The organism is Dapis brunnea BLCC-M229 (genome assembly GCF_050015995.1).
GTDB lineage: Bacteria > Cyanobacteriota > Cyanobacteriia > Cyanobacteriales > Microcoleaceae > Trichodesmium.
The window spans coordinates 1-21,961 of sequence record NZ_JBNHEP010000318.1; the positions used below are offsets into that span (position 1 = coordinate 1).

At 35.4% G+C, this 21,961-nt stretch carries 21 protein-coding genes; 13 read left to right on the plus strand and 8 right to left on the minus strand.

Annotated features, from left to right (window positions below; genetic code table 11):
- On the minus strand, positions 1-2,887 hold a 2,887-nt coding region (locus ACP6PM_RS36555), incomplete at its 3' end, for an nSTAND1 domain-containing NTPase (RefSeq protein WP_426591790.1).
- A 518-nt stretch (positions 2,888-3,405) separates the two neighbouring features.
- Between ACP6PM_RS36555 and ACP6PM_RS36560 the strand changes: the two genes are divergently transcribed.
- Complete coding sequence (locus tag ACP6PM_RS36560; protein WP_426591791.1) at positions 3,406-3,870, plus strand: hypothetical protein; 465 nt, start codon at positions 3,406-3,408, stop codon at positions 3,868-3,870.
- Between the two features lie 145 nt (positions 3,871-4,015).
- A complete protein-coding gene (locus ACP6PM_RS36565) occupies positions 4,016-4,417 on the plus strand; it encodes a hypothetical protein (protein ID WP_426591792.1) in 402 nt (133 codons plus the stop codon).
- 105 nt (positions 4,418-4,522) lie between these two features.
- Here ACP6PM_RS36565 and ACP6PM_RS36570 read toward each other — a convergent pair whose 3' ends face one another.
- Positions 4,523-6,181 (minus strand): dynamin family protein, encoded by a 1,659-nt coding sequence (locus ACP6PM_RS36570; RefSeq protein ID WP_426591793.1) that lies wholly within the window; start codon positions 6,179-6,181, stop codon positions 4,523-4,525.
- Between the two features lie 176 nt (positions 6,182-6,357).
- Here ACP6PM_RS36570 and ACP6PM_RS36575 point away from each other — a divergent pair, with 176 nt between their 5' ends.
- From ACP6PM_RS36575 to ACP6PM_RS36585, 3 genes are read left to right on the plus strand one after another with little or no spacing between them, the layout of a single operon-like run.
- Positions 6,358-6,603 carry a UPF0175 family protein gene (locus tag ACP6PM_RS36575; RefSeq protein WP_426591794.1) on the plus strand — a complete coding sequence of 82 codons (246 nt, stop codon included), beginning with the start codon at positions 6,358-6,360 and terminating at the stop codon, positions 6,601-6,603.
- Entirely contained in the window at positions 6,600-6,878 is a 279-nt protein-coding gene (locus tag ACP6PM_RS36580) for a PIN domain-containing protein (protein WP_426591795.1), read from the plus strand. Before ACP6PM_RS36575 ends, ACP6PM_RS36580 begins: the two co-directional genes overlap by 4 nt.
- Positions 6,879-6,930: 52 nt before the next feature.
- The gene (locus ACP6PM_RS36585; protein ID WP_426591796.1) at positions 6,931-7,098 is read left to right on the plus strand and encodes a DUF3368 domain-containing protein; all 168 of its coding nucleotides are present in this window, start codon (positions 6,931-6,933) and stop codon (positions 7,096-7,098) included.
- Positions 7,099-7,265: 167 nt separating this feature from the next.
- On the opposite strand, the gene ACP6PM_RS36590 is transcribed toward ACP6PM_RS36585, so the two are convergent.
- The gene (locus ACP6PM_RS36590) at positions 7,266-9,344 is read right to left on the minus strand and encodes a dynamin family protein (RefSeq protein ID WP_426591797.1); all 2,079 of its coding nucleotides are present in this window, start codon (positions 9,342-9,344) and stop codon (positions 7,266-7,268) included.
- A 789-nt stretch (positions 9,345-10,133) separates the two neighbouring features.
- Positions 10,134-10,802 (minus strand): phosphoribosyltransferase, encoded by a 669-nt coding sequence (locus tag ACP6PM_RS36595; RefSeq protein ID WP_426591798.1) that lies wholly within the window; start codon positions 10,800-10,802, stop codon positions 10,134-10,136.
- 800 nt (positions 10,803-11,602) lie between these two features.
- Here ACP6PM_RS36595 and ACP6PM_RS36600 point away from each other — a divergent pair.
- Entirely contained in the window at positions 11,603-12,307 is a 705-nt protein-coding gene (locus ACP6PM_RS36600) for a uracil-DNA glycosylase (RefSeq protein ID WP_426591799.1), read from the plus strand.
- Between the two features lie 119 nt (positions 12,308-12,426).
- Here the strand turns inward: ACP6PM_RS36600 and ACP6PM_RS36605 are convergent, their stop codons facing one another.
- A complete protein-coding gene (locus ACP6PM_RS36605; RefSeq protein ID WP_426591800.1) occupies positions 12,427-12,660 on the minus strand; it encodes a DUF167 domain-containing protein in 234 nt (77 codons plus the stop codon).
- 436 nt (positions 12,661-13,096) lie between these two features.
- On the opposite strand from ACP6PM_RS36605, the gene ACP6PM_RS36610 reads away from it, so the two are divergent.
- The 4 genes from ACP6PM_RS36610 to ACP6PM_RS36625 all read left to right on the plus strand — a co-directional run bounded on the left by ACP6PM_RS36610 (position 13,097) and on the right by ACP6PM_RS36625 (position 17,069).
- A complete protein-coding gene (locus ACP6PM_RS36610) occupies positions 13,097-13,222 on the plus strand; it encodes a hypothetical protein (RefSeq protein WP_426591801.1) in 126 nt (41 codons plus the stop codon).
- Between the two features lie 630 nt (positions 13,223-13,852).
- On the plus strand, positions 13,853-14,125 hold the full coding sequence (locus ACP6PM_RS36615) for a hypothetical protein (protein WP_426591802.1): 273 nt from the start codon (positions 13,853-13,855) through the stop codon (positions 14,123-14,125).
- Between the two features lie 36 nt (positions 14,126-14,161).
- Entirely contained in the window at positions 14,162-15,604 is a 1,443-nt protein-coding gene (locus ACP6PM_RS36620; RefSeq protein WP_426591803.1) for an aminotransferase class I/II-fold pyridoxal phosphate-dependent enzyme, read from the plus strand.
- Positions 15,605-15,620: 16 nt separating this feature from the next.
- Positions 15,621-17,069, plus strand: coding sequence for a hypothetical protein (locus ACP6PM_RS36625; protein WP_426591804.1), 1,449 nt, complete (start codon positions 15,621-15,623; stop codon positions 17,067-17,069).
- A 194-nt stretch (positions 17,070-17,263) separates the two neighbouring features.
- On the opposite strand, the gene ACP6PM_RS36630 is transcribed toward ACP6PM_RS36625, so the two are convergent.
- Entirely contained in the window at positions 17,264-17,398 is a 135-nt protein-coding gene (locus tag ACP6PM_RS36630) for a hypothetical protein (RefSeq protein ID WP_426591805.1), read from the minus strand.
- Positions 17,399-18,141: 743 nt separating this feature from the next.
- Here ACP6PM_RS36630 and ACP6PM_RS36635 point away from each other — a divergent pair.
- The 3 genes from ACP6PM_RS36635 to ACP6PM_RS36645 all read left to right on the plus strand — a co-directional run bounded on the left by ACP6PM_RS36635 (position 18,142) and on the right by ACP6PM_RS36645 (position 19,838).
- Positions 18,142-18,408, plus strand: a complete 267-nt coding sequence (locus tag ACP6PM_RS36635) for a methyltransferase domain-containing protein (RefSeq protein WP_426591806.1) — start codon at positions 18,142-18,144, stop codon at positions 18,406-18,408.
- A 184-nt stretch (positions 18,409-18,592) separates the two neighbouring features.
- Positions 18,593-18,898 carry a methyltransferase domain-containing protein gene (locus ACP6PM_RS36640; protein WP_426591807.1) on the plus strand — a complete coding sequence of 102 codons (306 nt, stop codon included), beginning with the start codon at positions 18,593-18,595 and terminating at the stop codon, positions 18,896-18,898.
- A 97-nt stretch (positions 18,899-18,995) separates the two neighbouring features.
- Complete coding sequence (locus ACP6PM_RS36645; protein ID WP_426591808.1) at positions 18,996-19,838, plus strand: SAM-dependent methyltransferase; 843 nt, start codon at positions 18,996-18,998, stop codon at positions 19,836-19,838.
- Positions 19,839-20,207: 369 nt separating this feature from the next.
- Here the strand turns inward: ACP6PM_RS36645 and ACP6PM_RS36650 are convergent, their stop codons facing one another.
- Together ACP6PM_RS36650 and pyrF are read right to left on the minus strand one after the other, a co-directional pair.
- On the minus strand, positions 20,208-20,867 hold the full coding sequence (locus ACP6PM_RS36650; RefSeq protein ID WP_426591809.1) for a hypothetical protein: 660 nt from the start codon (positions 20,865-20,867) through the stop codon (positions 20,208-20,210).
- Between the two features lie 165 nt (positions 20,868-21,032).
- Positions 21,033-21,764 carry an orotidine-5'-phosphate decarboxylase gene (gene pyrF / locus ACP6PM_RS36655; RefSeq protein WP_426591810.1) on the minus strand — a complete coding sequence of 244 codons (732 nt, stop codon included), beginning with the start codon at positions 21,762-21,764 and terminating at the stop codon, positions 21,033-21,035.
- Between the last annotated feature and the right edge of the window lie 197 nt (positions 21,765-21,961).

The window sequence follows — 21,961 nt, forward strand, 5'->3', positions numbered from 1 at the left end:
CTAATTCTTTGCCAGTCTCAGCATCCCAGAGGCGGGCGGTTTTGTCATAACTTGCAGTAGCAATGGTTTTACCGTCGGAGCTAAATGCTACTGCTTTTACCTGGCGCTGGTGGTTGAGGGTATGCAGATGATCTGGTAGTTGAGTTAGTCCCTTGCGGATAGCTCCATCGGCTGCATTTTGGGGTAGAAATGAAAACTGACGGTCTAAGAATTTCTTGAAAATTTTCCTCCAACCAGACTCTCGCCACTCTTTAAATTCTTTGACTTTTTTCGTTGACTGAACTCCCAACAAAACACTTGTATCGTAAAAGTTATAATTTCTGGCGACTTCTGCTTCTGCTGCCAACTGACGGGCTAAGGATACTTCAGTATTATGTTTAGCTATCCTTTGTTGTATCCAACTGTAGGCAAATAAACCACTCATAAACAGCAAAGAAACACCCAAAATTTGATTCCGTCTTTGAGCTAACCTCCTAGCTTTTTGCTCCTGTTCAAATTCCCTTTTTTTCCGTTCTTTTTCTTCAACTTCCCAACGCTTTCTCAACTCCTGACTCGCCCTCACAAATTCATAAGCAAATCCATCTAACAAACCCATATCTCCATATTTTGTCACATATTCTTCTGCCTTAATTAACTGCCCTTCTCGCCATAACCAATCATCTTTTTCTCCTTGATTTTTCCATTCTTTAGCATCTGCTTCTATCTTCCTTTCTAACGGCAAAGCTTCTTGATATTCTTCTACCCATTCCCTCAGTTTTTCCCAACTTCTAATTAACTCTTCGTGAATAACGTCTAATAATGTTCCTTTTTCTGATTTGTCTTTGGTAATTAGTCGATTATTTTGGTCTGCTAATTTATTACTTACTTCTGACAAAAGCTCTAAACTATGTAGTTCATTAGGCAAATTTTCTAAGATTACTCGCCTGCGAGTATCTGTTACTTTTCCTGAATGAACTGACTCTTCTCCAGGCTGAACTAATTCTAAAAATATCCGTTTCGCCACCGACTTTTCTTCCTTATTCAGACTCTCAAATACTTCATTCGCTCGCTTTGTCAAAGTACCCTTAATTCCTCCTAACTTTCTATAAGTTGCTAGAGTTAAATATTTACTTTTATCTTCCCCTTGAGTCGCAGATTTCCACAGCACATCCAGAGTATATTGCAGCAGAGGTAAACTTCCTGGATTTCGCAAAAAGTCTTCGGTCATTTGGGCAACTAATCCAGCTTCTACTCCCATCCCTACTAATTCGGCAGGCTTTTTAATTGCTTCCTCTATTTCTGATTTTTCCAGAGGCGTTACTAATAGTTGATGCTCCTTAATTTGAGTTGCTAACCCTGGATATTTTGAACATTGGTCGAGAAAATCTGCCCGCATTCCTAAGATTAAGCAAAGTTTGTTTTGAATGGCTTCATTTCCGATAGCATCCAACAAAAAATCAAAAAATTCTTGTCGTTTTTCGTAAGTTTCACACAGGGTAAAAGATTCTTCAAATTGGTCGATTACCATGATGACTCTTTCGGCTTCTGCTGACTCAATAAACTCGATTAATTTTTCTGTTAAATTCTCTGGTTTTTCTCCTTCTATATTATGGGGATTATTTAATCCCCCCCCGCCCACCTTTGTAAGGGGGGAGCTTTGAATTTCTCCCTTTGTAAGGGGGGAATCTTCAAAGTCCTCCGCTTCTAAGGAGGCAATCTTCAAAGTCCCCCTTTCTAAGGGGGATTTAGGGGGATTTTCACTCTCCTTTTTAAGGACAGAGCCTTCAAAGTCCTCCGCTTCTAAAGAGACAACCTTCAAAGTCCCCCTTTCTAAGGGGGATTTAGGGGGATATTTTATAATCGCTTTTTGCAGATTTTCTAGAGGAGTTGCAGTTGGTGTAAAAGGGTTAATATAAAGCCATCTATCACTCCCCGATATTTTCTGCCCCCGCTTTAATTGATATAACAAACCTGCTCTTAATAATGATGATTTTCCACTGCCGGAAGCTCCTAATACTGCTAGAAAATTATTAGTTCTTATTCTGTCTATTAATTCATCTGTTAGTCTAGTTCTACCATGAAAAAATACCGCATCTTTTTCCTGTTGTGTAAAATAAGATAAAGCACGATAAGGAGGTGTATTTTTCCAACGTTCATCTATGGGTTGAGTCGGAGTATTCGTAGTCAGAATAATCGCATCTCCTGAATTATGAAATACAGGAGCTTGAGCAGTATCCACCATATTCTTTTGGATAGAATCTGCCAAAATATAGTTAGTTACCCAACCATCTATAGAACTTTCTGGATTCAAACCTTTAAGTAATCTAGACGTAAACATACCATGTGTTCCGTCTAGTTGTTCCATACTTGTTTCAAAGGAACGAGATGCAGTTATAAAACAACGACTGATTTCTTTTCCACTACCAGGATCTGCTTCTTCAAAGTTTAATAATTCTCCACTAAAACAACAGTCTAACCACACTATTTGTTTCTTGACTGGACTCTTTTGTAATAGTTCTTTAAACCAATTTAAAGAGATGCCATAAAAGTTTCTTTTTGGTTGAGCATCACTGGTGACTAAAAACCCTTCTCTCACACCTCCTTCTGTGGTAATATAACCATGTCCGGCAAAGAAGAATAAAGCTACATCAGGAATTTCATTTTTGGAGGTAGGATTAAATAGATTACTAATCCTTGGTTGCAGGTCTTTGCTTTTAACTTTGCCATTTAAAGTATATATTTCTCGACCTTTTTCGTCATAGCCTTTTGGCAAACGTTGTACATGAAATTTGCCATATTTTTCTAACATGGAGGCAATAGCTTCCGCATCATGAATAGGAACTTTGAGGTTTAAGCTTCTATCATATATGTGGTTATTAACTCCTACAACTAAGGCTTCTATACGCATCGTTAAAACTACTTACTAATAATAATATTCTTTTGTTATATTGTACTTTATATTGTCACTTTGAGTTATAATATTTTCCAGTTATTGCCCAAACTTAGATTTAATACTTATGGGGATTAAAAATTTCAGAAGTCAGAAGTCAGAAGCGACTGTGTAATTCTGAGGAAACCTCAGAATGTAAGACATACTCAAGACACTCATAAATTGTTTTTGTAACGGGGATAGGTGAGCAACCCTCCAAAAAACATTTCGCCTTTAAAAGCGGGTTTTAAGACCGAATTATAGCAATCAGGAATGAGATTTGAGAATTGAGGTGTTCCTTAAAAGGATAGAATATAGCAGTTATCTTATGAATAAGATACATTTTCTTCTTCCCAGTTAAGTGTTCCCTAAAAGTCTCCAATATCTCACAAATCAAATCATATTGCTATATTTTGATAATTGATTGAGTTGATTGAGTCGAAATTAAAAACCTTAGCTTGACTACAGAAAAAATAAACTACAAAAGGATACTGAACATGGATAATTTAATGGACAAAGACAAATTCTTATTATCTCTGGTGTATGCCATCCAAGAGTTAGATACTCCTTTAAATTCAGAGGAAACAGAACAACTCCAAGATGTTTCTGAACAATTAGCTGATGACCCCACTGCTTGGGAAATCTATACTAAACCTATGGTAGAGGAAATAATTAGCAACAACTCATCTCTAAATAAAGTCTTTCCAGATGTTCAGTCAAAGCTAGAAAAAATTGACGAAATTCCTCAAGATTTTTTCCCTACTGCCGAAGATTTAGCAACAGCAACTCCGGCAAACAATCAACCCCAGGAACGCCCTCTTCCCAGGATTAGTTCTGCCGATTTAAAAAATAATGAAATTACCAATATGTGTATCCAAGTTATCTCATCGACAGAGCCATCAGAAACAGCTAAAAAAGTTAGTAAGTTGGATAAATTATTAAATTTAATTAGTCAAAAGTAGTCAGACAATAAATAATTTGTGTAGTTAACTAACACAGCTAATTTTCTGCATTATATCATTGCTATGGGGCGGGTTTATCTAATCAAATATTGATATTATTAATTTAAACTGGAACCCGCACCTACTAAGCTAAGATGCATTTAAAATGCGTCTTAGCAAGTCAGAAGTCAGAAGTAATAAGTCAATGGAATTTTTTGAAGGATTTAGTCAATTCGTCAAAGAAAAGTATTTTTTGCAGATCGAAAGAGATTTAGAAAATTTTGATCATGGATTGGAATTATTACAAGGTAATATTAACGCTATCCGCAGCCAAATAGAAATAGAAAAAGCGAAGAGCGATCGCGACTTTAAAGAATTAATTGCTGTGGTAGGTACTGGAGTAGCTGTTGCTGGTTTAACAGGAGATAATGCAATAACAGAATGCAAGTCTATGTTCGGCGATAAATTTTTCCTTTGTCAAAATACATTGCTATATAAATTTATATTAGTTTTAATTGCTTGTTTATTAGCTTGGTTTGTCAGAAAATATATATTAAAGCGATCGTAAATTGTTTTGACCTCTCCCCCAACCCCTCTCCTGCAAGGAAAGGGGAGAAACTCCCCCTTCCCTGGGAGGGAAGGGGGTTGGGGGGTTAGGTTTTTTACTCAGCTTTTAACCAACCAAAAATTCCAATTCTTGATTTATTTCTGCTGATAAATTCTTTAATAACTGCAGTTTATTTCTTAACTTTATTACCTCTGCTGACTGCTCACTCACAGGAACTTTAATAACTTTTTCTGCTATTGCTTCATATTCCTCAACTGCTTTTAAAGTTACAGTACTAAAACGACTTAAATAATCTCTAGCCGCATTAGCATAAGCTTGTTTTACTTCCTCTTTATAACTTGCTAAATTTTGCGATTTATTCTGTTTATTATCGCTCAAAAGATAGGTCGCCCCACCAACAACTGCAGCACCCATCGGACCTCCTAATAACCAACCTATTCCAGAGGCGATCGCTATATTTCTTAGACCACCTGATTTTTTTGTTTCTGATGGGGGTGGGGTTGGCAAAAAAACTTTTGGAGCTTCAGGAAATGTAATTATTAATTCCTCTGTTTCTCCTGATTGAAAAAACTCACAAGCTTTATCCATCCACTCAAAAATTTCTTGTTTATATTTCAAAGCTTCTGGTCGAAATTTTTCCGACTCCCAAATATTGAAAGTTCTCTGTTCCAAAACTATAGCTAATTCAAATTGATACCTTTCCAAAAGCTTAGTTAAAGATAGCCAACTCTGGAAATTTGAACTACTCTTCTGGAAACCTTCTTTAATTAATTTTTCTGCTCTTTTTTGAATCTCAAACTTTTCACTTTTCCGCTCTTGAATAGCAATTAACTCTTTAATTACCTCCTTACTATTAGCCTCCATTACTTGACATAACTGAGAAGCGATCGCCCCTACCCTAGATAACTGAATATTTGTCTTTTCCCCATAAACTTCAACAATACTTTGTAAAGCAGATTCAAAAGTAGCTAAACCCGTTGTTTGTGCAACAGAAACATCACCTTTTAACCGCCCCCGCAAAGCAGGCAAAGCATCAACCCGATACAAATTACTAATATTATTCGGTAGTTCGGAGCGAAAACTTTCTGCTACAAACCGCATTCTATTAGAAACCTCTTTTTGTTCCTCAGCCTCCAACAAATTCATAAAATTAACGACAAAAACCACAGTCTTAATACCCCGTTCCCCCAACCAATCTCTGAGATTTTCTCGCTCACCCAAAGTAATCAAATTTCTAGCATCTAAAACCTGCACTACTAGATCGGCAGTTAATAATTTTTCCTCAACCAAAATATTCTGAGCTTCCCTATCATTAGTTCCTGGTAAATCCAAAAATTCTACCCCTCTTTCCAGAAAAGAATGAGGGCAATAAACTTCTACTGAAGTTACATCATCTCGCATTTGCCGATTATCATCTAGCACAGCATATTCTTTAAGAATATTTGTACCATTGGCATTAATGATACTCCCATCTTTCAACTGAATTCTTGTTTGTAACTCTTTGCCATATTTGACATAAATTGCCGCTCCAGTAGTGGGAATTAAATCGATAGGTAATGTTCGTTCTCCTAACAAAGCATTTAGGAGAGTAGATTTACCATAATTAAACGGAGCAAAAACAGCAATTTTAAAAGAAGGGTTTGCCAGATACTCACAGATAGAAATTACATCTTTTCTCAATTGAGAATCTGGCTCAAGTTCTAAAATTCCTAGAGCAGAATTAAAATAGTTTGTCAGGTTTTGGTAATTTTCTTTTTGCTGCATTTCAATTCAGTTATAAGTTAAAAGTTATCAGCTTTATCAGTTATCAGTTATCAGTTATCAGCTTTTTCAGTTATCAGTTAGCCTCCTGTTGGAGGAACTGCGTTAACAATACTTCCTGCTGAAACTTCCTTTTTTATGTTAAAATTGTACCCTTAGCTTAAATATCTTAATATCCTATGAGTATTGTAATCCCGAACGAGATTATAAAAGCAACAGGAAAAAGTGAAAAATTGTTGCAATTAGAACTGGCAATTATCATGTTTAGAGACTATCAAATTAGTAGTGCTAAAGCAGCGAATTTTGCTAACTTATCTTTAATTGAATTCCGTCAAGAACTAGCTAAAAGAAATATTTGTGTGAATTATGATAGTTCGGATTTTCAACAAGAACTACAAACATTAAAAATGTTGGGTGAACTATGATTGTTGTTAGCAATACTTCCCCTATTACTAGTTTGTCAGCTATTGGCTATCTTAACTTACTCCATGATATTTATGACACAATTATTATTCCGGTAGCTGTTTATGAAGAAATGACAGGATTAGGTTATACAGTACCTGGTACAATTGAAGTTCAAACTTTATCTTGGATAGAAAAACGTGAGTTAAAGAATCGGTTATTAATGGAAGAGTTAGAGAATGAATTACATCGAGGAGAATCAGAAACAATAGCTTTAGCAGTTTTTTTTAGGTGCTGAACGAGTAATTATAGATGAAAACCCAGGTCGAAAAAAAGCCATTAGTTTAGGGTTGAATGTCATTGGTGTTTTAGGTATATTGTTAATTGCTAAACAAAGAAAACTAATTACCAAGATTCAGCAATTAATGGATGATTTAATTGCTAAAGCAGGTTTTCGTATCAATCAGGGATTGTATCTAGATGTATTAAAGTTGGCACAAGAAACTAACAAAGGCTAATAACTAAAATTATCTGAAAATACATAAGTAGTTGTGCAAAATTAATTTCCTAGTTGAGAGAGAGAACAGGGTTACTATAAATTAGACAATTCTACGAATTTAGAAACTCCTTTAAATTCAGAGGAAAAAGACAGTCTTCCCTCTTCCTTTTTCCTTCTTCCCTCTTACTACTCCCTACTCCCTACAAAATTATGATAGATATTTTCAACTTTTTCATACTCGGATGAGATATCTTTTTCTAACTGTTCAAACCTGGCTAATTCTTCTCCACGATTAATTTCTCGTTCCTCTTTTTGCTTAACTAAATTATCTAATTCACTCTGGCGAGATTGAATATCATCATTTATCCTTTCACTCACTTCTTGCTCATAACTATCAAAGCATTCTTTAATTGCATCATAGACTGGTTGCCACTGTTCTTGAGCAACTTGAGGTAAATGTTTTACCAGTTCCTTTTTAGTTACTTGAACTAATTGCTTTTTGGCTTGATCTGCTTGCATTACTCCCACTCCTAAACCTAATAATGCTAAACCAACCGGACCTAAAGTTATCCCAGTTATTGTACCAATAATTGTTCCTATTCCAGCCACAGTAACTAAGTTTAATAAAATATTTTTCCAGTCAAAACCAGCTCCTGCCATTGCCATTCCAGCAATATTTCCTCTGGCTAAAGAAAATAATCCCATCGCCCATTTTGCCCAAGTAGGAGAGTCATCTTCTTCACCATAACTGCTGAAAGAATTAACTTTTTTCCCGGTAATTTTTTCAGTAATTTTATCTGTAACTTTACTGTAAAAAGCACCATAATGAGCAGCCATTCTTGATAGTTCTAAAAATGCTGCATCCATTTCATTTTCCACAGTTATCGTCCAGTCAGCTAATTTATCATTAATATATTGTTCAAATGCTTTTTTTAGTTCTGCTTCAAACCCTTCTCGTTTCTCTTTATTCAGAAAATCCATAAAGTTTAAATCTGGCTGATAACGCAAAAAGTCAGCCTCAAAAGTATCGCCTAAATTTAAAACATAAGAGCGAAAAGAATCAGCCACAACTTTAGCTTTATTATCCCGAACCATTCTAATTTCCTTTTGAAATTGGTCACGAATTTCTGTGAGTTTTTTAAACTCCGGTTCCACAGAATTAATCCTAGCTTTTAACTCATTTACATCCTCATCTAACAAAGGCTTTCTTCTAGCGATCGCCTCCCGAACATGACTATTAGCTTGACTAGCTAAAGTCTGAGCTTGTCGAAATTCTTGAACTGCTCTTTCCTTAGTTAAAAAATTATTCAAAGCACCCATAAACTCTGGAAAACCTGTTCCCTCTAGAGAAGCAAAATTATCTTTTATCCGCCGTCGCAAAGCAGGCAAAGCAGATATTGTAAATACCCTTTCTTGATAAATATCTTTACCATCAATTACACAATATTCAGCAAAATTAGCATGAAAAACCTTTCTAACTTTTGCCTCTGCTTCCTCTAATTCCTCCTCATCATCTGGGTCAATTAAACTTTCTCTAATTTGGTCGAAAGCATTAATCAGAAAAAATACACTCAAACCCCTATTTTTAAGATAATTTTCTAAATAACGACGTTCCCCCAAAGTACAAGGTTGAGTTGCCCTCATCACAAACAAAATGGCATGACAATTATTAATATATCCCAGAGATAATTCATTCCTGGCCTCCGTATCATTCAATCCCGGACTATCAACAATTTCTATACCCTTTTCTAATAGTGCCAAAGGATATTCAACCACAGCATAATCAACATCAGGAAAAGCTTGTTTATTCTCCTTTTCTAATCTTTTCGCTTCTGCCGGATCGATTGTATAATTACGCTTAAAAATTTTAAAATCTAACTCTTCAGGACTTTTCCCATCATTAAAATGAACAGTTACTTTTTTCTCCGTTCCATAGCGCAAAATAGTTAATAAAGCCGTGCAAGGATTAACATCACTGGGAAGAATATTTTCACCAATTAAAGCATTTAAAAAAGTGCTTTTACCCCGTTTCATATCTCCCAAAACCATTAATCGAAATACACCCTCTCGGAGATTTTTACTAGCAACCTTAATATCCTCTATTTCTCTTGCTAAACCCAACTCACCAGAACTTTGTTTCCCTGCTAATTCTGCTACTTCTAAAGTCTCAGACATTTTTCCTAAACCATCAGCAACCTTAGCACGGACTTCCGCTACTTTTGCCAAATCTTGAATAAAACTTTCAGCTTCTATTTTGTTAGTCATATTGTTTTTATTTTCTAAAAGAATAGGTATAGCTTTAAGCATTCAGCTATCAGCTATCAGCTCAAATCAAAACTATTGGCTTTCATTAATAGATAATGAATAATGGATAATTACCTCTGGTTAAAACCAAGAGGATTGAAGATCAGGAAATTTTATTAATTAGACCTCTCCAGAAAATAAACTTGCTATTTATTTAAGAAAAGCTATAGTTGTAAAATTCACTCCCCGAAATCATTTTTCGTATCTTTTTTATGAAAATATATTCCCTGTTCCCTGTTCCCTACTAGTTGCAAAAAATCTATATCTTTTTCACGCCTATGTCTATTGATAATGGATAATGAAAACTATCTCTAATTATCAATTATCCATTGAAAAGGAGAGGCTTTAAACCTTTGGGGATTAATTATCAATTATCCATTGGTAAAAGATTTCACTTTTATCAATGTCCTAACACTTTTTTGTAGTGCTATAACAAGGAACAAAAAATATACTTTGATACTTGAGCTAAGCATTAAGATAACACAAAATAGTTTTTTCTCTCTTCCTTCTTCTTGACAGCGCTTTTTATGATTCGTAGACCAAAAAGTAGGTATGAAATACAAAAAATTTTGCTACTTACTAATCACCTAATCACCCCATCTGCTCTTTTTAATGCGGTTCATTGACCTGATGGTTGTGATGTGAGGTCATGTATCTGAAAAACACTTTAATATCAAATCCCGATAATTATATGAAATACAAAAAATTTTGCTACTTACTAATCACCTAATCACCCCATCACCCAACTGACTATAACCACTCCGCTTGTTGCTGTAAACAAGCCAAAGCAACCTCAGTTTCCACTTGAGTAAACTCATTATAAAATCTACTCACACTTAGAAATGGGTGAGGAGTTTCTAAAACAATTAAGCGATCGCAACATTTTCTCAAAGGTTGAAGCAACTCTGGTGGCGCAACTGGTACACAGATCCAAACAGCATTCGGTTTTTGTAACTGAATAGACTTAACTGCAGCTACCATCGTCATTCCTGTAGCTATTCCATCATCAACCAAAATTACTAACCTATCTAGAGAACTAATTTCAGCCTTTCCAGCACTCAGCTTTTCTAATTGAGATAAAGCTTTTTGCTGTGCTTTTTCAATCAAAGCATATTGAACTCGTAAACTCCGTGGTTTCTGCTTTGACCAAACTATACAACCATCTGCTGTCACAGCTCCGAGGGCTAATTCTGGATTAGACGGTAAAGTAATTTTCTTCGCCACCACTACACTCAATGGGCAACCCAACCGACGAGCAACTGGCACTGCCACTGGCAACCCTCCTCTTGGCAAAGCGTAAACAATGGGGTTTAATGGCCAATCTCTGGTCAACTTTTCATGACAAAAGTTGGAAAAAATAACTCTGGCCAATTTTTCTCCGGCATCAGGGCGATCGCGAAAGATATGGATAGATGACATAATTCTGCCCTCCAACTACTGGTACTGGACTGAAACGCCTAAAAATCTAGGTTGGGTAGAACGATAGTAAAACTTAACACCAGCAAGTCTTTATTAGTTTACTCTTACAGGAACCAAGCTAGGGTTCCTCAACCTCACCTTATTGTTACATTTTAACTAATGGCCTTGAACTTGAGACTTTCTATTTACTTTTGAGTTTTGACTTTTGAGTTTTAACTTCCCTCCAACTATCAGTTAAAGTTTCGATCAAATCTTACTTTTGAGCTTTTACTTTTGACTTCCCTCTAACTGTCAGTTAAAGTTTTGCTCGAATCTTACTTTTAACTTTTAACTTTTAACTTTTAAATTCCATCTAATTATCAATTAAAGTCTTGCTCGAATCTTACTTTTAACTTTTATAGTCATTTCAGTTTAGATTGAGACGAGTGTTTCTTCCCTTGAAAGGGTTTCAGCCGAAAAAGTATTTCATTCTTATTTTAAATGACTATAACTTTTGACTTCCCTATTATGTCTAGCGAAAAACAACTCAGTCTCTTAACTTCTCTGAAACTGTCAGTTAAAGTTTTGCTTAAATCTTACTTTTAACATTTGACTTTCCTCTAACTGTCAGTTAAAGTTTTGCTCAAATCTTACTTTTAACATTTGACTTCCCTCTAACTATCAGTTAAAGTTTTGCTCAAATCTTACTTTTAACTTTTAACTTTTAACTTTTGAGTTTTAACTTCTCTGAAACTGTCAGTTAAAGTTTTGCTCAAATCTTACTTTTAACTTTTAACTTTTGAATGGGTGAGTTCCCTATTATGTCTAACGAAAAACAACTCAGTCTCTTTGACTGGTCAAATAATGATGACTCCTCAGACTCTGACTCCGACTCTAGCCTCATTCCCACAGATGCTAAAATTCCTATTCCATTAGGAACATATCAAACAATGGAGCAAATAGCTATTCATTGTAACCAATGTCATAGATGTGAACTAGGAGAGAATCGGACTAACGCTGTTATTGGTAGAGGCAACCCCCAGGCAGAAATTATGATTATTGGAGAAGCACCCGGTCAAAATGAAGATGAACAAGGTTTACCATTTGTGGGAAAGTCTGGGCAACTGCTAGATAAAATTTTGGAGTCCGTGGAGCTGAGTAGCGATCGCCACGTTTATATTTCTAATGCTATTAGATGTCGGCCACCGGAAAACCGGACTCCTACTCTCAAAGAGATAGAAGCTTGTAAACCCTACTTATTAGAGCAAATACGTCTTGTCAACCCGAAAATTATTCTCTTAACTGGAGCAACAGCAGTTAAAGCTTTGACTGGTGATAAGCGAGGTATTACTAAAATTCGGGGTCAATGGATGGAGTGGGAGGGGCGACTTTGTATGCCTATTTTTCATCCAGCTTATCTTTTGCGTAACCCTTCTAGGGAACCTGGTAGACCAAAGTGGTTAATGTGGCAAGATATTCAGGCAGTTAAGCAAAAGTTAAATGAATTAGAGGGTGAAAATAATTAATTCTATAGATTTTTGAACAAAGTCTTTTAGTCAATCTCTGAATAATAATTCTGTTTTCTCAAGACAATTACTTAATAAATAATAGTTGATAGTTAATAGCTGAGGGCTGAATGCTGATTCTAAATTTCTGGTAAAGGTAATTCAATTAATTTATTTTTTGAAGATAAACCTGATTTAATTGTAATTTCTGACTTTTTCACATTAAACTTTTTTGCCAATAGTTTAATTAATTCTTGATTAGCTTTACCATCCACAGGAGGAGATTTCAAACATACTTTTAAACTGCCATCTGCTTCAGCTTCAACACTTTGTTGTTGAGAATTTAGTTTAACTTTTACTTTTAAAATAGCCATAGTTAAGTAATAATTACGGTTTGCTGAAAAAGTTTTATGGGTGAGGGTAGGAGTCAGGATAAATAATAATTATAGAAGATGTAGGAGGAATAAATTTTACTCTATTTTTTTCTATTATCTGCTAAAAATTATCACTTTTTGTACCTCTTAGTAAGGGAAAAACTTGCAGTTTTTTTCGCCGAAAAAAAGGTATTATATAGAATCCGGTTATATAATATATGTTGATAATTCTATAATTACTTCAATCTCCGAATCTCCCCATCTCCGAATCTCCCCATCTCCAAATCTCCCCATCTCCGCCAACCATATAATAAGTATTCAACCGGATTTGATATTAGTATTCATCTCTAAATCCTCGATTAAAATACTAGAAATTTGGTAAGTCTGACGACAATTTTTCGAGCTTTTAAGAAACTCACATTAAAGCGTAAAAACATTGTACAGTAGCCAAGGAGCAACAGAAAAAGTACAAAAATCTAGAATAGAATACTTGGAAAAAGTAAAAGATATAGACCTAAAAAATTTAGTGTTTTTAGAGAATGCTTGTAAAATCAAGTATTAAGAGAGCAAATAGTGACTAAAATCTAAAAGTAGCAAAACTTAAAGAGATTAAAATCAGGTATATAGAGAGGTAGAAAAGTACATATATTCCTAGATTTTTAAGTGATAAATAGTTGTCTCGATTTCTTCATCCTTATTCCCTATTCCCTATCTCCTTTTTATATTTCCTGATACATTCAATCTCTTATCTCATGTCTGGATAATTAGCTATAAAAAAACTTTCTCCTCCTTATACCTTAAAATTCCCTCCTCTTCCCTCCTGACTCCTGTACAGGCGATTCGCGAATCGCCCGTACGATTCCTGAGGACTCCATTTTTATTTATAACTATTCAACCGGACATGATATTAATTATTGATGTTTTTACCGGATAATTAATTATTAAATTATTAAATAATTAAACAGTTTAGGTTAAAAGCTTCCCCTTTCAAGGGGAAAAAAATAAATTTTTTCGGCGTTGGTCAATCCTCTCCCTAAAAGGGAGAGGTAATTATCCATTATCCATTATCCATTATCCATTATCCATTATCCATTAATGAATTCTCCCCCAGTTATACCAATTCCCAAAAGCATTGCTATACTTAGGTCGCACTTCAGTTATTAAGAAATTAACACAAGTCGAAATCACTTTTTTGCTAAAAATAGCCCAGTTAATGTTTATTATTCTTATGTTGTACGGACGTTGCATGCAAACTCCCCAAACTCCCCACACTCCCGAAACTCCCCACACTACCCACACTCCCCAAACTCTCCACACTCCCCACACTCCCGAAACTCCCCACACTCCCCACACTCCACACCCGATCGGGTATAGCATTCTTTTTGAGAAATGGTATTACCTACTCCCCTACTTAAGAAAATGTAGAAAAGTTTTTGAGAAATGCTATTACATAAGGTTGATATAGTTAATTTGAAATAGTTTTCAAGTTTGGGTAGTCAAAATGAGCCAAATTTCTGCAAGAGTTGAGAATTTACCAGCATCTCCTTTTGTAACATTTGCTGCACTAGGAAGTAAATGTGATAATGTTATTAGCTTTAGAAGTGGTTCTCCTGGTCACGGATTAATTCCTGGAGTTCAATTAGCTATTAATGAAGCTAGGTCAATAGATATATCTCTTTACCGCGTACCACACTATGGTTCACCCAAAGCACGAAAAAATGCAGCTCAATACTTTCAAGAGCGCTATGGTTTAGAATTTGACCCCAGTCAAGAAATTAACATCACATCAGGTTTTACCCACCTATTTTACTGCCTTTGTACAACAATTCTAAATCCAGGGGATACTGTACTTCTCATCGAACCTACCTTTCCCCAATACCAACAACCTATAGAATTAACTGGGGCAAAAAGAGTAATTATTCCCACAAAAGAAGAAGATAATTGGAAGCCAAAACCAGAGGCAATTAAAACAGCATTTGAAAATTATCCAGATGCTAAAATGATTGTTTTAAATTATCCAAATAATCCTTCTGGAGCTGTTCTGACTGAAGCAGACTGGAATACAATTATTGATACCTTAATTGTAGAAGTTGATAGACGAACAAAAGTAGGAGGGACACCACTATTAGTATTGAGTGATGATGCTTATGTTCCATTATTTCATCATCAAGATAGCCATGAATATGCCACCCTGGGAGCAACATTACAAAAAAGACTAAATTTAGCCCAAAGCTCCGAAAAATATTCTCTAGAGCAATTGATTAAATCATTTTTCATTATTTGTACCTTATCAAAAGAAGGGGTAGGGGGCTTATTGTTAGGTATGGGAGCTACCAAAAATACTAAGTTGCTGGAATTTTTGAGAACTACTCAAAAAGCAACTGTTATTAGTTCTAATGCTTTAGGAGAAATAGCTTTAAGCGCAATAATTCAACCAGATCCACACAATACCCTAAAATGGGCGGGTAAGCTCTACGCTAGTCGCTTAAATCAATTAGCTTTGGGACTAAATTCTATATTTGAAAAACATGGCCTCTTGAAAGTTTTTAATCATCGACCAGCAAGTTTTTTCCCACCAGCAGGAATGTATCTTTATACAAATTTTTCTCACTTAAAGGGTTTAAAGGTAAGTGTAGATTTTCTGGAACGTATACGGACTTTAGTTGAAGGGAAATTCGATTTTCGATCGCTATTTTGTCAAAATCAAATCAATACGAGCTTAGATGTGGGATTATGGTTATTGCTGGAAGCTAGAGTTAACGCAGTACCAATGGGAAAACCAGAAGATTGTTATATACGATTCTCTGTGAGTTTACCACAAGCTATTGTAGAAAGTTCTCCTCAAGCAACCGATCGCCAAAAGACGGAAGAGAAAGGAGAAAAGCTGATAAGTCAGGCATTAAATCAAATTGACCAAAGTTTACAAGAATTTCTGCCATTTTGATTGAAGGAATCTAAATATGATAAGAAAGCAGTTAGATGTTATAGAACTAAAGCTTGAGACACAAAGAGCGATCGCTGATTATTTAATAGATGTGGCAAGTAAAGGCTATGATGTCCAAGAGTTCGACCCTCGGATGAAATATGGAGGGACAAAACTTTCCCTATCCCAACAAGAGGGTTATTATCCAAATTGCAATCTGACTGTTCTGAAAAAATTAGGTTATGCTATTAGCGAAATTCTACAAGAGAATGGAGAACAGGAAGCTTTAGATTGCTTCAAAGCTTATCGGCAATTGTTTTCATCAGCTAGTAAATGCCAAGAAGGCAATGATGATTCTATTTCCTATGTTCAAAAAATCAAAATGCTGCCAGACGATCTGTTTTTGGATATAGATCCTGCCGATCTGATTTCCCCAAATGGATTTAGGATTCCCGAACACTTAAATACTTGGGAAGAGATTCAGAAATATTCAGCTAAATTAGTTGTGCCCAAATTACTATTGGGGGCAATTTGTGGCCTTCATAATCAATTCCCCTGGATGGACTTAGATATGGACCTCAACTCCACAATGCACACTATGCGACCAGATCCAGATAAATATGATGTTAATGCTGGATATGGAGGAGGTTCTATTAAGCAACATACTGATGGTTATTGGAATGAGCAGACTAATGTGCCTCTAATTATTGTTTTTCTGAGTATTAGCAATCCTAATCGAGAACCAACAGGTTTTATTCCTGTAGAAGCTATTTTCCGGATTCCATCTCCAGAGTTACCAATTTACCACGACTGGCTAGCAGTTTTCCAAGACTTAATACCAACAGAGCAAACTCCAGAAAAATTTGTCAAATGGGTAGTTGAGCAAACAACTAAACCTCAGTTTTCCTTCGTGATGGGTGTATTGGGTGGAGATGCTAAACGAGGTGTCTATGAAACTCCACTTTTAGAAAAAGACCCAAGTTATGGTGGCTATTTATTCAGAGCTAAATCTACATTTCAATCTTCTAATCCAAATGCTAGTCCAGTTGTAGAGTTTACTAATCGCATGATTGAGTTTTTGGGAAGTCAGCAACTGTCAGATACATATTTGGAAGTTTCCCTATCCCCAGGAGAAGTTTATTTGGCTCTCAATGGTTCGGGATTATCCATTGATTTGAATCCTAAATACGAACAAGATAACTATTTTTATCCAGTTAAGGGAGCAGCAACTATTCATGGTAGAGGTAAATTATCAGCAATTCAAGGAAAAATTGATCGAACTTTAGCACGGGGTAACAGTTTACTTTCTTCTGAAAGAACTTTCTACAGTCCAGAAGATGGAGCAGAATTACTTTTAGAAGAAATGAAAAAATGTTCTCCTAATCCTCAGCAAATATCTCTGGATAGAAATCGTTTCTTTCCAGACAAAGGAGTTGTTAGTAAACTTCTCCAAGAAGGGATTCGTGGTAACAAGTTAAAACGATAAAAAGATAGAATTCAGAATTGGTAAATTTACTTTTTTTATAGCAGTTTTCATTAATATAGAGTACAGAGATTTGGGTTTAAAGGAAGAAGGAAGAAGGAAGAAGTAAGAAGTTTTGTAGTCTACCTTTGTGAAAACCGCTATAATTCTAAATTCAACATCCTAATAGCAGTTTGATAAATGTTTGCTACAAATATCTAGGTTTTTTTAGGAGTCAAGACTTGTAGGGGCGATTCGCTTTTGCGCAGCATTCCGTAGGAAATTACCCCTACAGGAGTGAGAATAAATAGTTTAGATGCCATTCTTAGTTCATAAATTATTGAATTTGTCAAAGGGACATCTCCTTTCATTAATGGATAATTGATAATGGATAATTGATAATTACCTCTGGTTAAAACCGTTCTTGATTGAATCTAAGGAAATATTATTTCTTCTCTTGGTCGATTGAATATGGCGTTTCGGCTGTCGCCGACATGAAAAGCGTTCGCGGCTCTGTAAAGAGCGGGAGACCTCGCCATCTCTCGACCGCTTTTTTCTCCTTAAAAGGAGAGGCTTTAAACCAGAATTATTTAATTATTAATTATTAACAATTAATAATTCGGTAATATTAAATCTGCTTGCAATGGAAGTGTTATAATAAACCGGGTTTTTCGGAGGTAGATGTTTTACCGCGGGGGATTTAAAACAAACCCTATTTCTATGCTTTTTTATTCCAATAGTTATCAGAAACAGAGTTTCTCGGAGGTAGATGTGTTGCCGCGGGGGATTTAAAACAAACCCTGTTTCTATGGTTTTTAAGAAACCTGGTTTCTCGGAGGTAGATATTTTACCGCGGGGGATTTAAAACAAACCATGTTTCTATGATTTTTTATTCCAAAACTACCGGATTTGATATAAGGTATTTTTATCGCCCTTATTATTTGTAAAATTCTTTTTTTTACGCTTGGTATAATAGAATAATCTTGGAAAAAAAATGGGTATTAAAGAGAGAGTAAATCAAGTTTATAGTTCTAATAATCATCAATAACTTAGGAAAAATTATGATATATGAGTAGATGAATATGAGCAAGATTCAATGGGAGATTATGACTATTTATTACCGAAAAAAGTAGCAGATTTCGTACTCAAATATATCCCTGAAAGTGGCAAAATTTTAGATGCTAGTTCCGGTACAGGTTTGGCTGGTAAAGTTCTATATGACTATGGCTACACTAACTTAGTGGCGATTGATATTTCTGAGGAAATGTTGCACAAAGCACGTCATTTCAGTTATCAGTTATCAGCAGTACCTCCAGTAATAGGGAGGCTTGAAATGGGAAATTTTCTTCTCTTGGTCGATTAGATATGGCGTTTTGCTGGCGCATAACTTCGTTAACGGCTGTCGCCGACATGAAAAGCGGAGCGGCTCTGCACTTTTCGGGAGACATCGTCATCTCTCGACCGCTTTTTATCCCCTTGAAAGGGGAGGCTATTGACCTTATTTATTCGGTCAGAAAAATATTTACACTGAACTATACAAGCAATTTTTGGGAGAAATTTTAGATTTTTCTACTAACTTTTTTGATGCAATTATCTGTATTGGTGTATTTACTTATAATCATGCACCAAGTTCTGCTTTTGATGAGTTGATTCGTATTACCAAGCAAGGAGGTTATATTATTTTTACCATGGGTCCTAACTTTTATGAAATTAACCAAGATTTCCAAAGGAAAATGACTGCATTAGAATCATCTAGTCAATGGAAATTTTTAGAACGTGGGCAGAAATATTATTCCCATCCTAATACGAATTCTGATACTATTTTGGAAGTATGGACGTATTGGGTTATGTAAAATATAGAATTCATAATTGGTAAATTTACCTTTAATTTTAAATTAAGCATTTTAAATTCTCAATTCTACATTTTAAATATTACCTCTCAATAAAGCAATGTCGAATTTTTCAGTAATTGATAGCTTTAATCAAGTTTACTTTAATAGCAAAGATATAGATTTGTTTTACCAAAGAGTATCAGGAGAACATACTCATTGTGGTATCTTTGAACATCCTGATGAAGATTTGCATATAGCCAAGAAGCGAACTACAGAATACATGGCATCTCTATTAAAAATAGACAGTAAAAGTCACTTGCTTGATTTAGGTTCTGGGTATGGTGGAGCAGCAAGATACTTAGCTACAAAATATGCTTGTCAAGTATCTTGTTTGAATCTTAGCGAAGAGCAAAATGCGATTAATATTGAACGTAATCAAGAACAAAAACTTAGTAATTTGATTAATGTATACCAAGGTAGTTTTGAAAATTTACCTTTTCCTGAATCTACATTTAATGCAGCTTGGGCGCAAGATTCTTTTTACTACAGTGATACTCAATTACAAGCTTTTAGAGAAGCACATCGAGTTTTAATTAAAGGCGGTGAATTTTTGGCTTGTACCTATTTCTTCACTGGCGATCGCCCTTCGGAAGCAGACATAAATAAGGTAATGAACTGGTATACGGGAGGAATTCACAAAGTATATTTCTTGCATATAGACGAGTATCGAAAAGTTGCCCAGGAAATTGGAATGTCTGAAGTTCAAATTATTGAATTAACAGATAATATTTCCCTGAACTACTTACAACTGTTGCAAAAAATGGAAAAAATTCAAGCTGAAGAAAAGCTATGGAGTCAAGAATTTTTTAATAAAAAAAAGCAACGGTTATTGGACTGTGGTGAAATGGGTAAAAGTGGCTTGATTCAATGGGGAATATTGCATTATCGGAAAGAAAATTAGAACGATCTTAGGCTATTGCTTTTGGAGAGTATCCGTGTTGGCGTTAGTCTGTCCCCTCGACAAACGGTTGTCTCAAACAAACATACTGTATTGATAATTTCTATCCAATTAGAGACTGAATGTATCAGGAAATATAAAAAGGAGATAGGGAACAGGGAATAGGGAACAGGGAACAGGGAACAGGGAACAGGGAATAGGTAGGAAAAAATCAAGACAACTACTTGTCAGTTAAAAATCTAGGAATATATGTACCTTTCCACCTCTGGTATCTACCAAATTTCAATCTCTTTAAGTACTACCGCTTTTAGATTTTAGTCACTACACATCTCTCTTAATACTTATTTGACAAACAGTCTCTTATTCCTTGTTTCATCTGCCTCCTCCTTCTTGTCCTCTTCTTCCTTTTTCTTGAAAATAACATCCTTGTAACCAAGCTCTAATACCTTTCGCAAATACTCCATTACTACTATCTTCTGGTTGGGGCGGTATATTTTCTAGTAAACTTTCTTTTATAGAAAACATATTAACTAATTCCCATTGTGTCTGATTTTGCCTCAGAAATAACCAATGAAATTGTTGTAACTCTACTACCTGACTATCTTGATATTGTCTTTCTAAAGTTGTGAGAAAAATTTGCTGAATATTCTCCTGTATAAAAGGCGTATAATCTATCGCCAAATTTTCAAATTCAGGACGACCTGCAATAACTATATTCCTTTTTAAATAATCCTCATTTGGCTGGCGATCGCGTTGAATTTCTCGATTAACATAACTAGGTAAATCTAACATTAAGGCTGCCACTAGAATTTCTAAATTATCAGAATTTTCAGGGCAAGTAGATTTTTTTTTCGGTGTTTTACTAGGTTTTATTTGTTCTCTTATTTGTCTTCTAGGTCGTCTAGGTCTTCTCCTTCTAACAATTATTTGATTGTTGATAGTAACAAATATATAACCAGGTAAAGATAAATTGTCACTAACTGTACTAATAATCGTGATTATAGAAATAAATATTTTCAAATAAAATAACATTCGGCTCTAGGATAGTCATCTTAATATCTCCCTGAAAGTTATCATGTATGAAAATAATTTACTGTTCAGTAATTTTTCCAAAGAATTTACAAATCAAATTTTTCAACCATTTAACCTAATCTGTGAAAATAACAAATAGAGATAGTTTTCATTATCAATTATCAATTATCCATTCTCCATTAATGAATCTCCTTCAATTTCCAGACAAATACGCTCCAAAGCCTCTTTTGGGTCAGCAGCAGCAGTAATAGGTCGGCCAATAACCAGATAATCAGCACCAGCTTTAATAGCCTGAGCAGGAGTTAGCGATCGCTTCTGGTCTCCTGCCTCTGCCCAAGTTGGCCTCACTCCGGGACAAACCAAAACAAAATTATCTCCACAAACTCGCCTCAACTGTTCTACTTCTTGAGGAGAACAAACCGCCCCACTTAAACCAGATTCCTGAGCCAATAATGCCATCTGCAAAGCATATTCGGGCAACTCTAAAGGAATTTTCAAGTCAAAAGCAACGTCACGAGAAGTCAAACTTGTCAAAATAGTAATAGCTATTAACCTCGGTGGCTTTTGCCCTGTAACTTTTGCCCCTTCCACAACAGCTTGCTGTGCTTTAGTCAAAGCCACTCTACCAGCAGTAGCATGAATAGTTAGTAGATCGACACCATAATTAGCAGCAGACCGACAAGCTCCAGCAACAGTATTAGGAATATCATGGAACTTTAAATCCAGAAAAATCTTCTTCTGACGCTGTTTGAGAATTGAGATAATCTGAGGGCCACAACTTACAAACAATTCTAGACCAACCTTCCACCAGATTATTTCCGGTAACTTATCTATTAAGGCGATCGCTGCTGCCTGAGTCGGAACATCTAAGGGAACAATAATCTTATTAATATTCATTATTTCTGCTATAATTCCTACCAGAGATTTTTGTCTCTCTTAGTCAGAGTTTTTCTTTACTAAATTTTTATTAATTTCCATTCAGAGATTTTCCTATCTCTAGGTCGGAATTTTTCTCTACTGAATTTTTCGGAGTATGAGTTTGAGCATTCAGTCGGACAAATTTCGAGTTGTGGAATTTTGAGGATTCTCACTCC

Bases quoted from the DNA above. Each gene is read 5' to 3' on its own strand.
- ACP6PM_RS36625 (WP_426591804.1), top strand. From the start codon at position 15,621: ATGATAAGAAAGCAGTTAGATGTTATAGAACTAAAGCTTGAGACACAA.
- pyrF (WP_426591810.1), bottom strand. From the start codon at position 21,764: ATGAATATTAATAAGATTATTGTTCCCTTAGATGTTCCGACTCAGGCA.
- ACP6PM_RS36565 (WP_426591792.1), top strand. From the start codon at position 4,016: ATGCGTCTTAGCAAGTCAGAAGTCAGAAGTAATAAGTCAATGGAATTT.
- ACP6PM_RS36635 (WP_426591806.1), top strand. From the start codon at position 18,142: ATGGGAGATTATGACTATTTATTACCGAAAAAAGTAGCAGATTTCGTA.
- ACP6PM_RS36650 (WP_426591809.1), bottom strand. From the start codon at position 20,867: ATGTTATTTTATTTGAAAATATTTATTTCTATAATCACGATTATTAGT.
- ACP6PM_RS36560 (WP_426591791.1), top strand. From the start codon at position 3,406: ATGGATAATTTAATGGACAAAGACAAATTCTTATTATCTCTGGTGTAT.
- ACP6PM_RS36590 (WP_426591797.1), bottom strand. From the start codon at position 9,344: ATGACTAACAAAATAGAAGCTGAAAGTTTTATTCAAGATTTGGCAAAA.
- ACP6PM_RS36645 (WP_426591808.1), top strand. From the start codon at position 18,996: ATGTCGAATTTTTCAGTAATTGATAGCTTTAATCAAGTTTACTTTAAT.
- ACP6PM_RS36605 (WP_426591800.1), bottom strand. From the start codon at position 12,660: ATGGCTATTTTAAAAGTAAAAGTTAAACTAAATTCTCAACAACAAAGT.
- ACP6PM_RS36570 (WP_426591793.1), bottom strand. From the start codon at position 6,181: ATGCAGCAAAAAGAAAATTACCAAAACCTGACAAACTATTTTAATTCT.
- ACP6PM_RS36580 (WP_426591795.1), top strand. From the start codon at position 6,600: ATGATTGTTGTTAGCAATACTTCCCCTATTACTAGTTTGTCAGCTATT.
- ACP6PM_RS36620 (WP_426591803.1), top strand. From the start codon at position 14,162: ATGAGCCAAATTTCTGCAAGAGTTGAGAATTTACCAGCATCTCCTTTT.
- ACP6PM_RS36600 (WP_426591799.1), top strand. From the start codon at position 11,603: ATGTCTAACGAAAAACAACTCAGTCTCTTTGACTGGTCAAATAATGAT.
- ACP6PM_RS36575 (WP_426591794.1), top strand. From the start codon at position 6,358: ATGAGTATTGTAATCCCGAACGAGATTATAAAAGCAACAGGAAAAAGT.
- ACP6PM_RS36595 (WP_426591798.1), bottom strand. From the start codon at position 10,802: ATGTCATCTATCCATATCTTTCGCGATCGCCCTGATGCCGGAGAAAAA.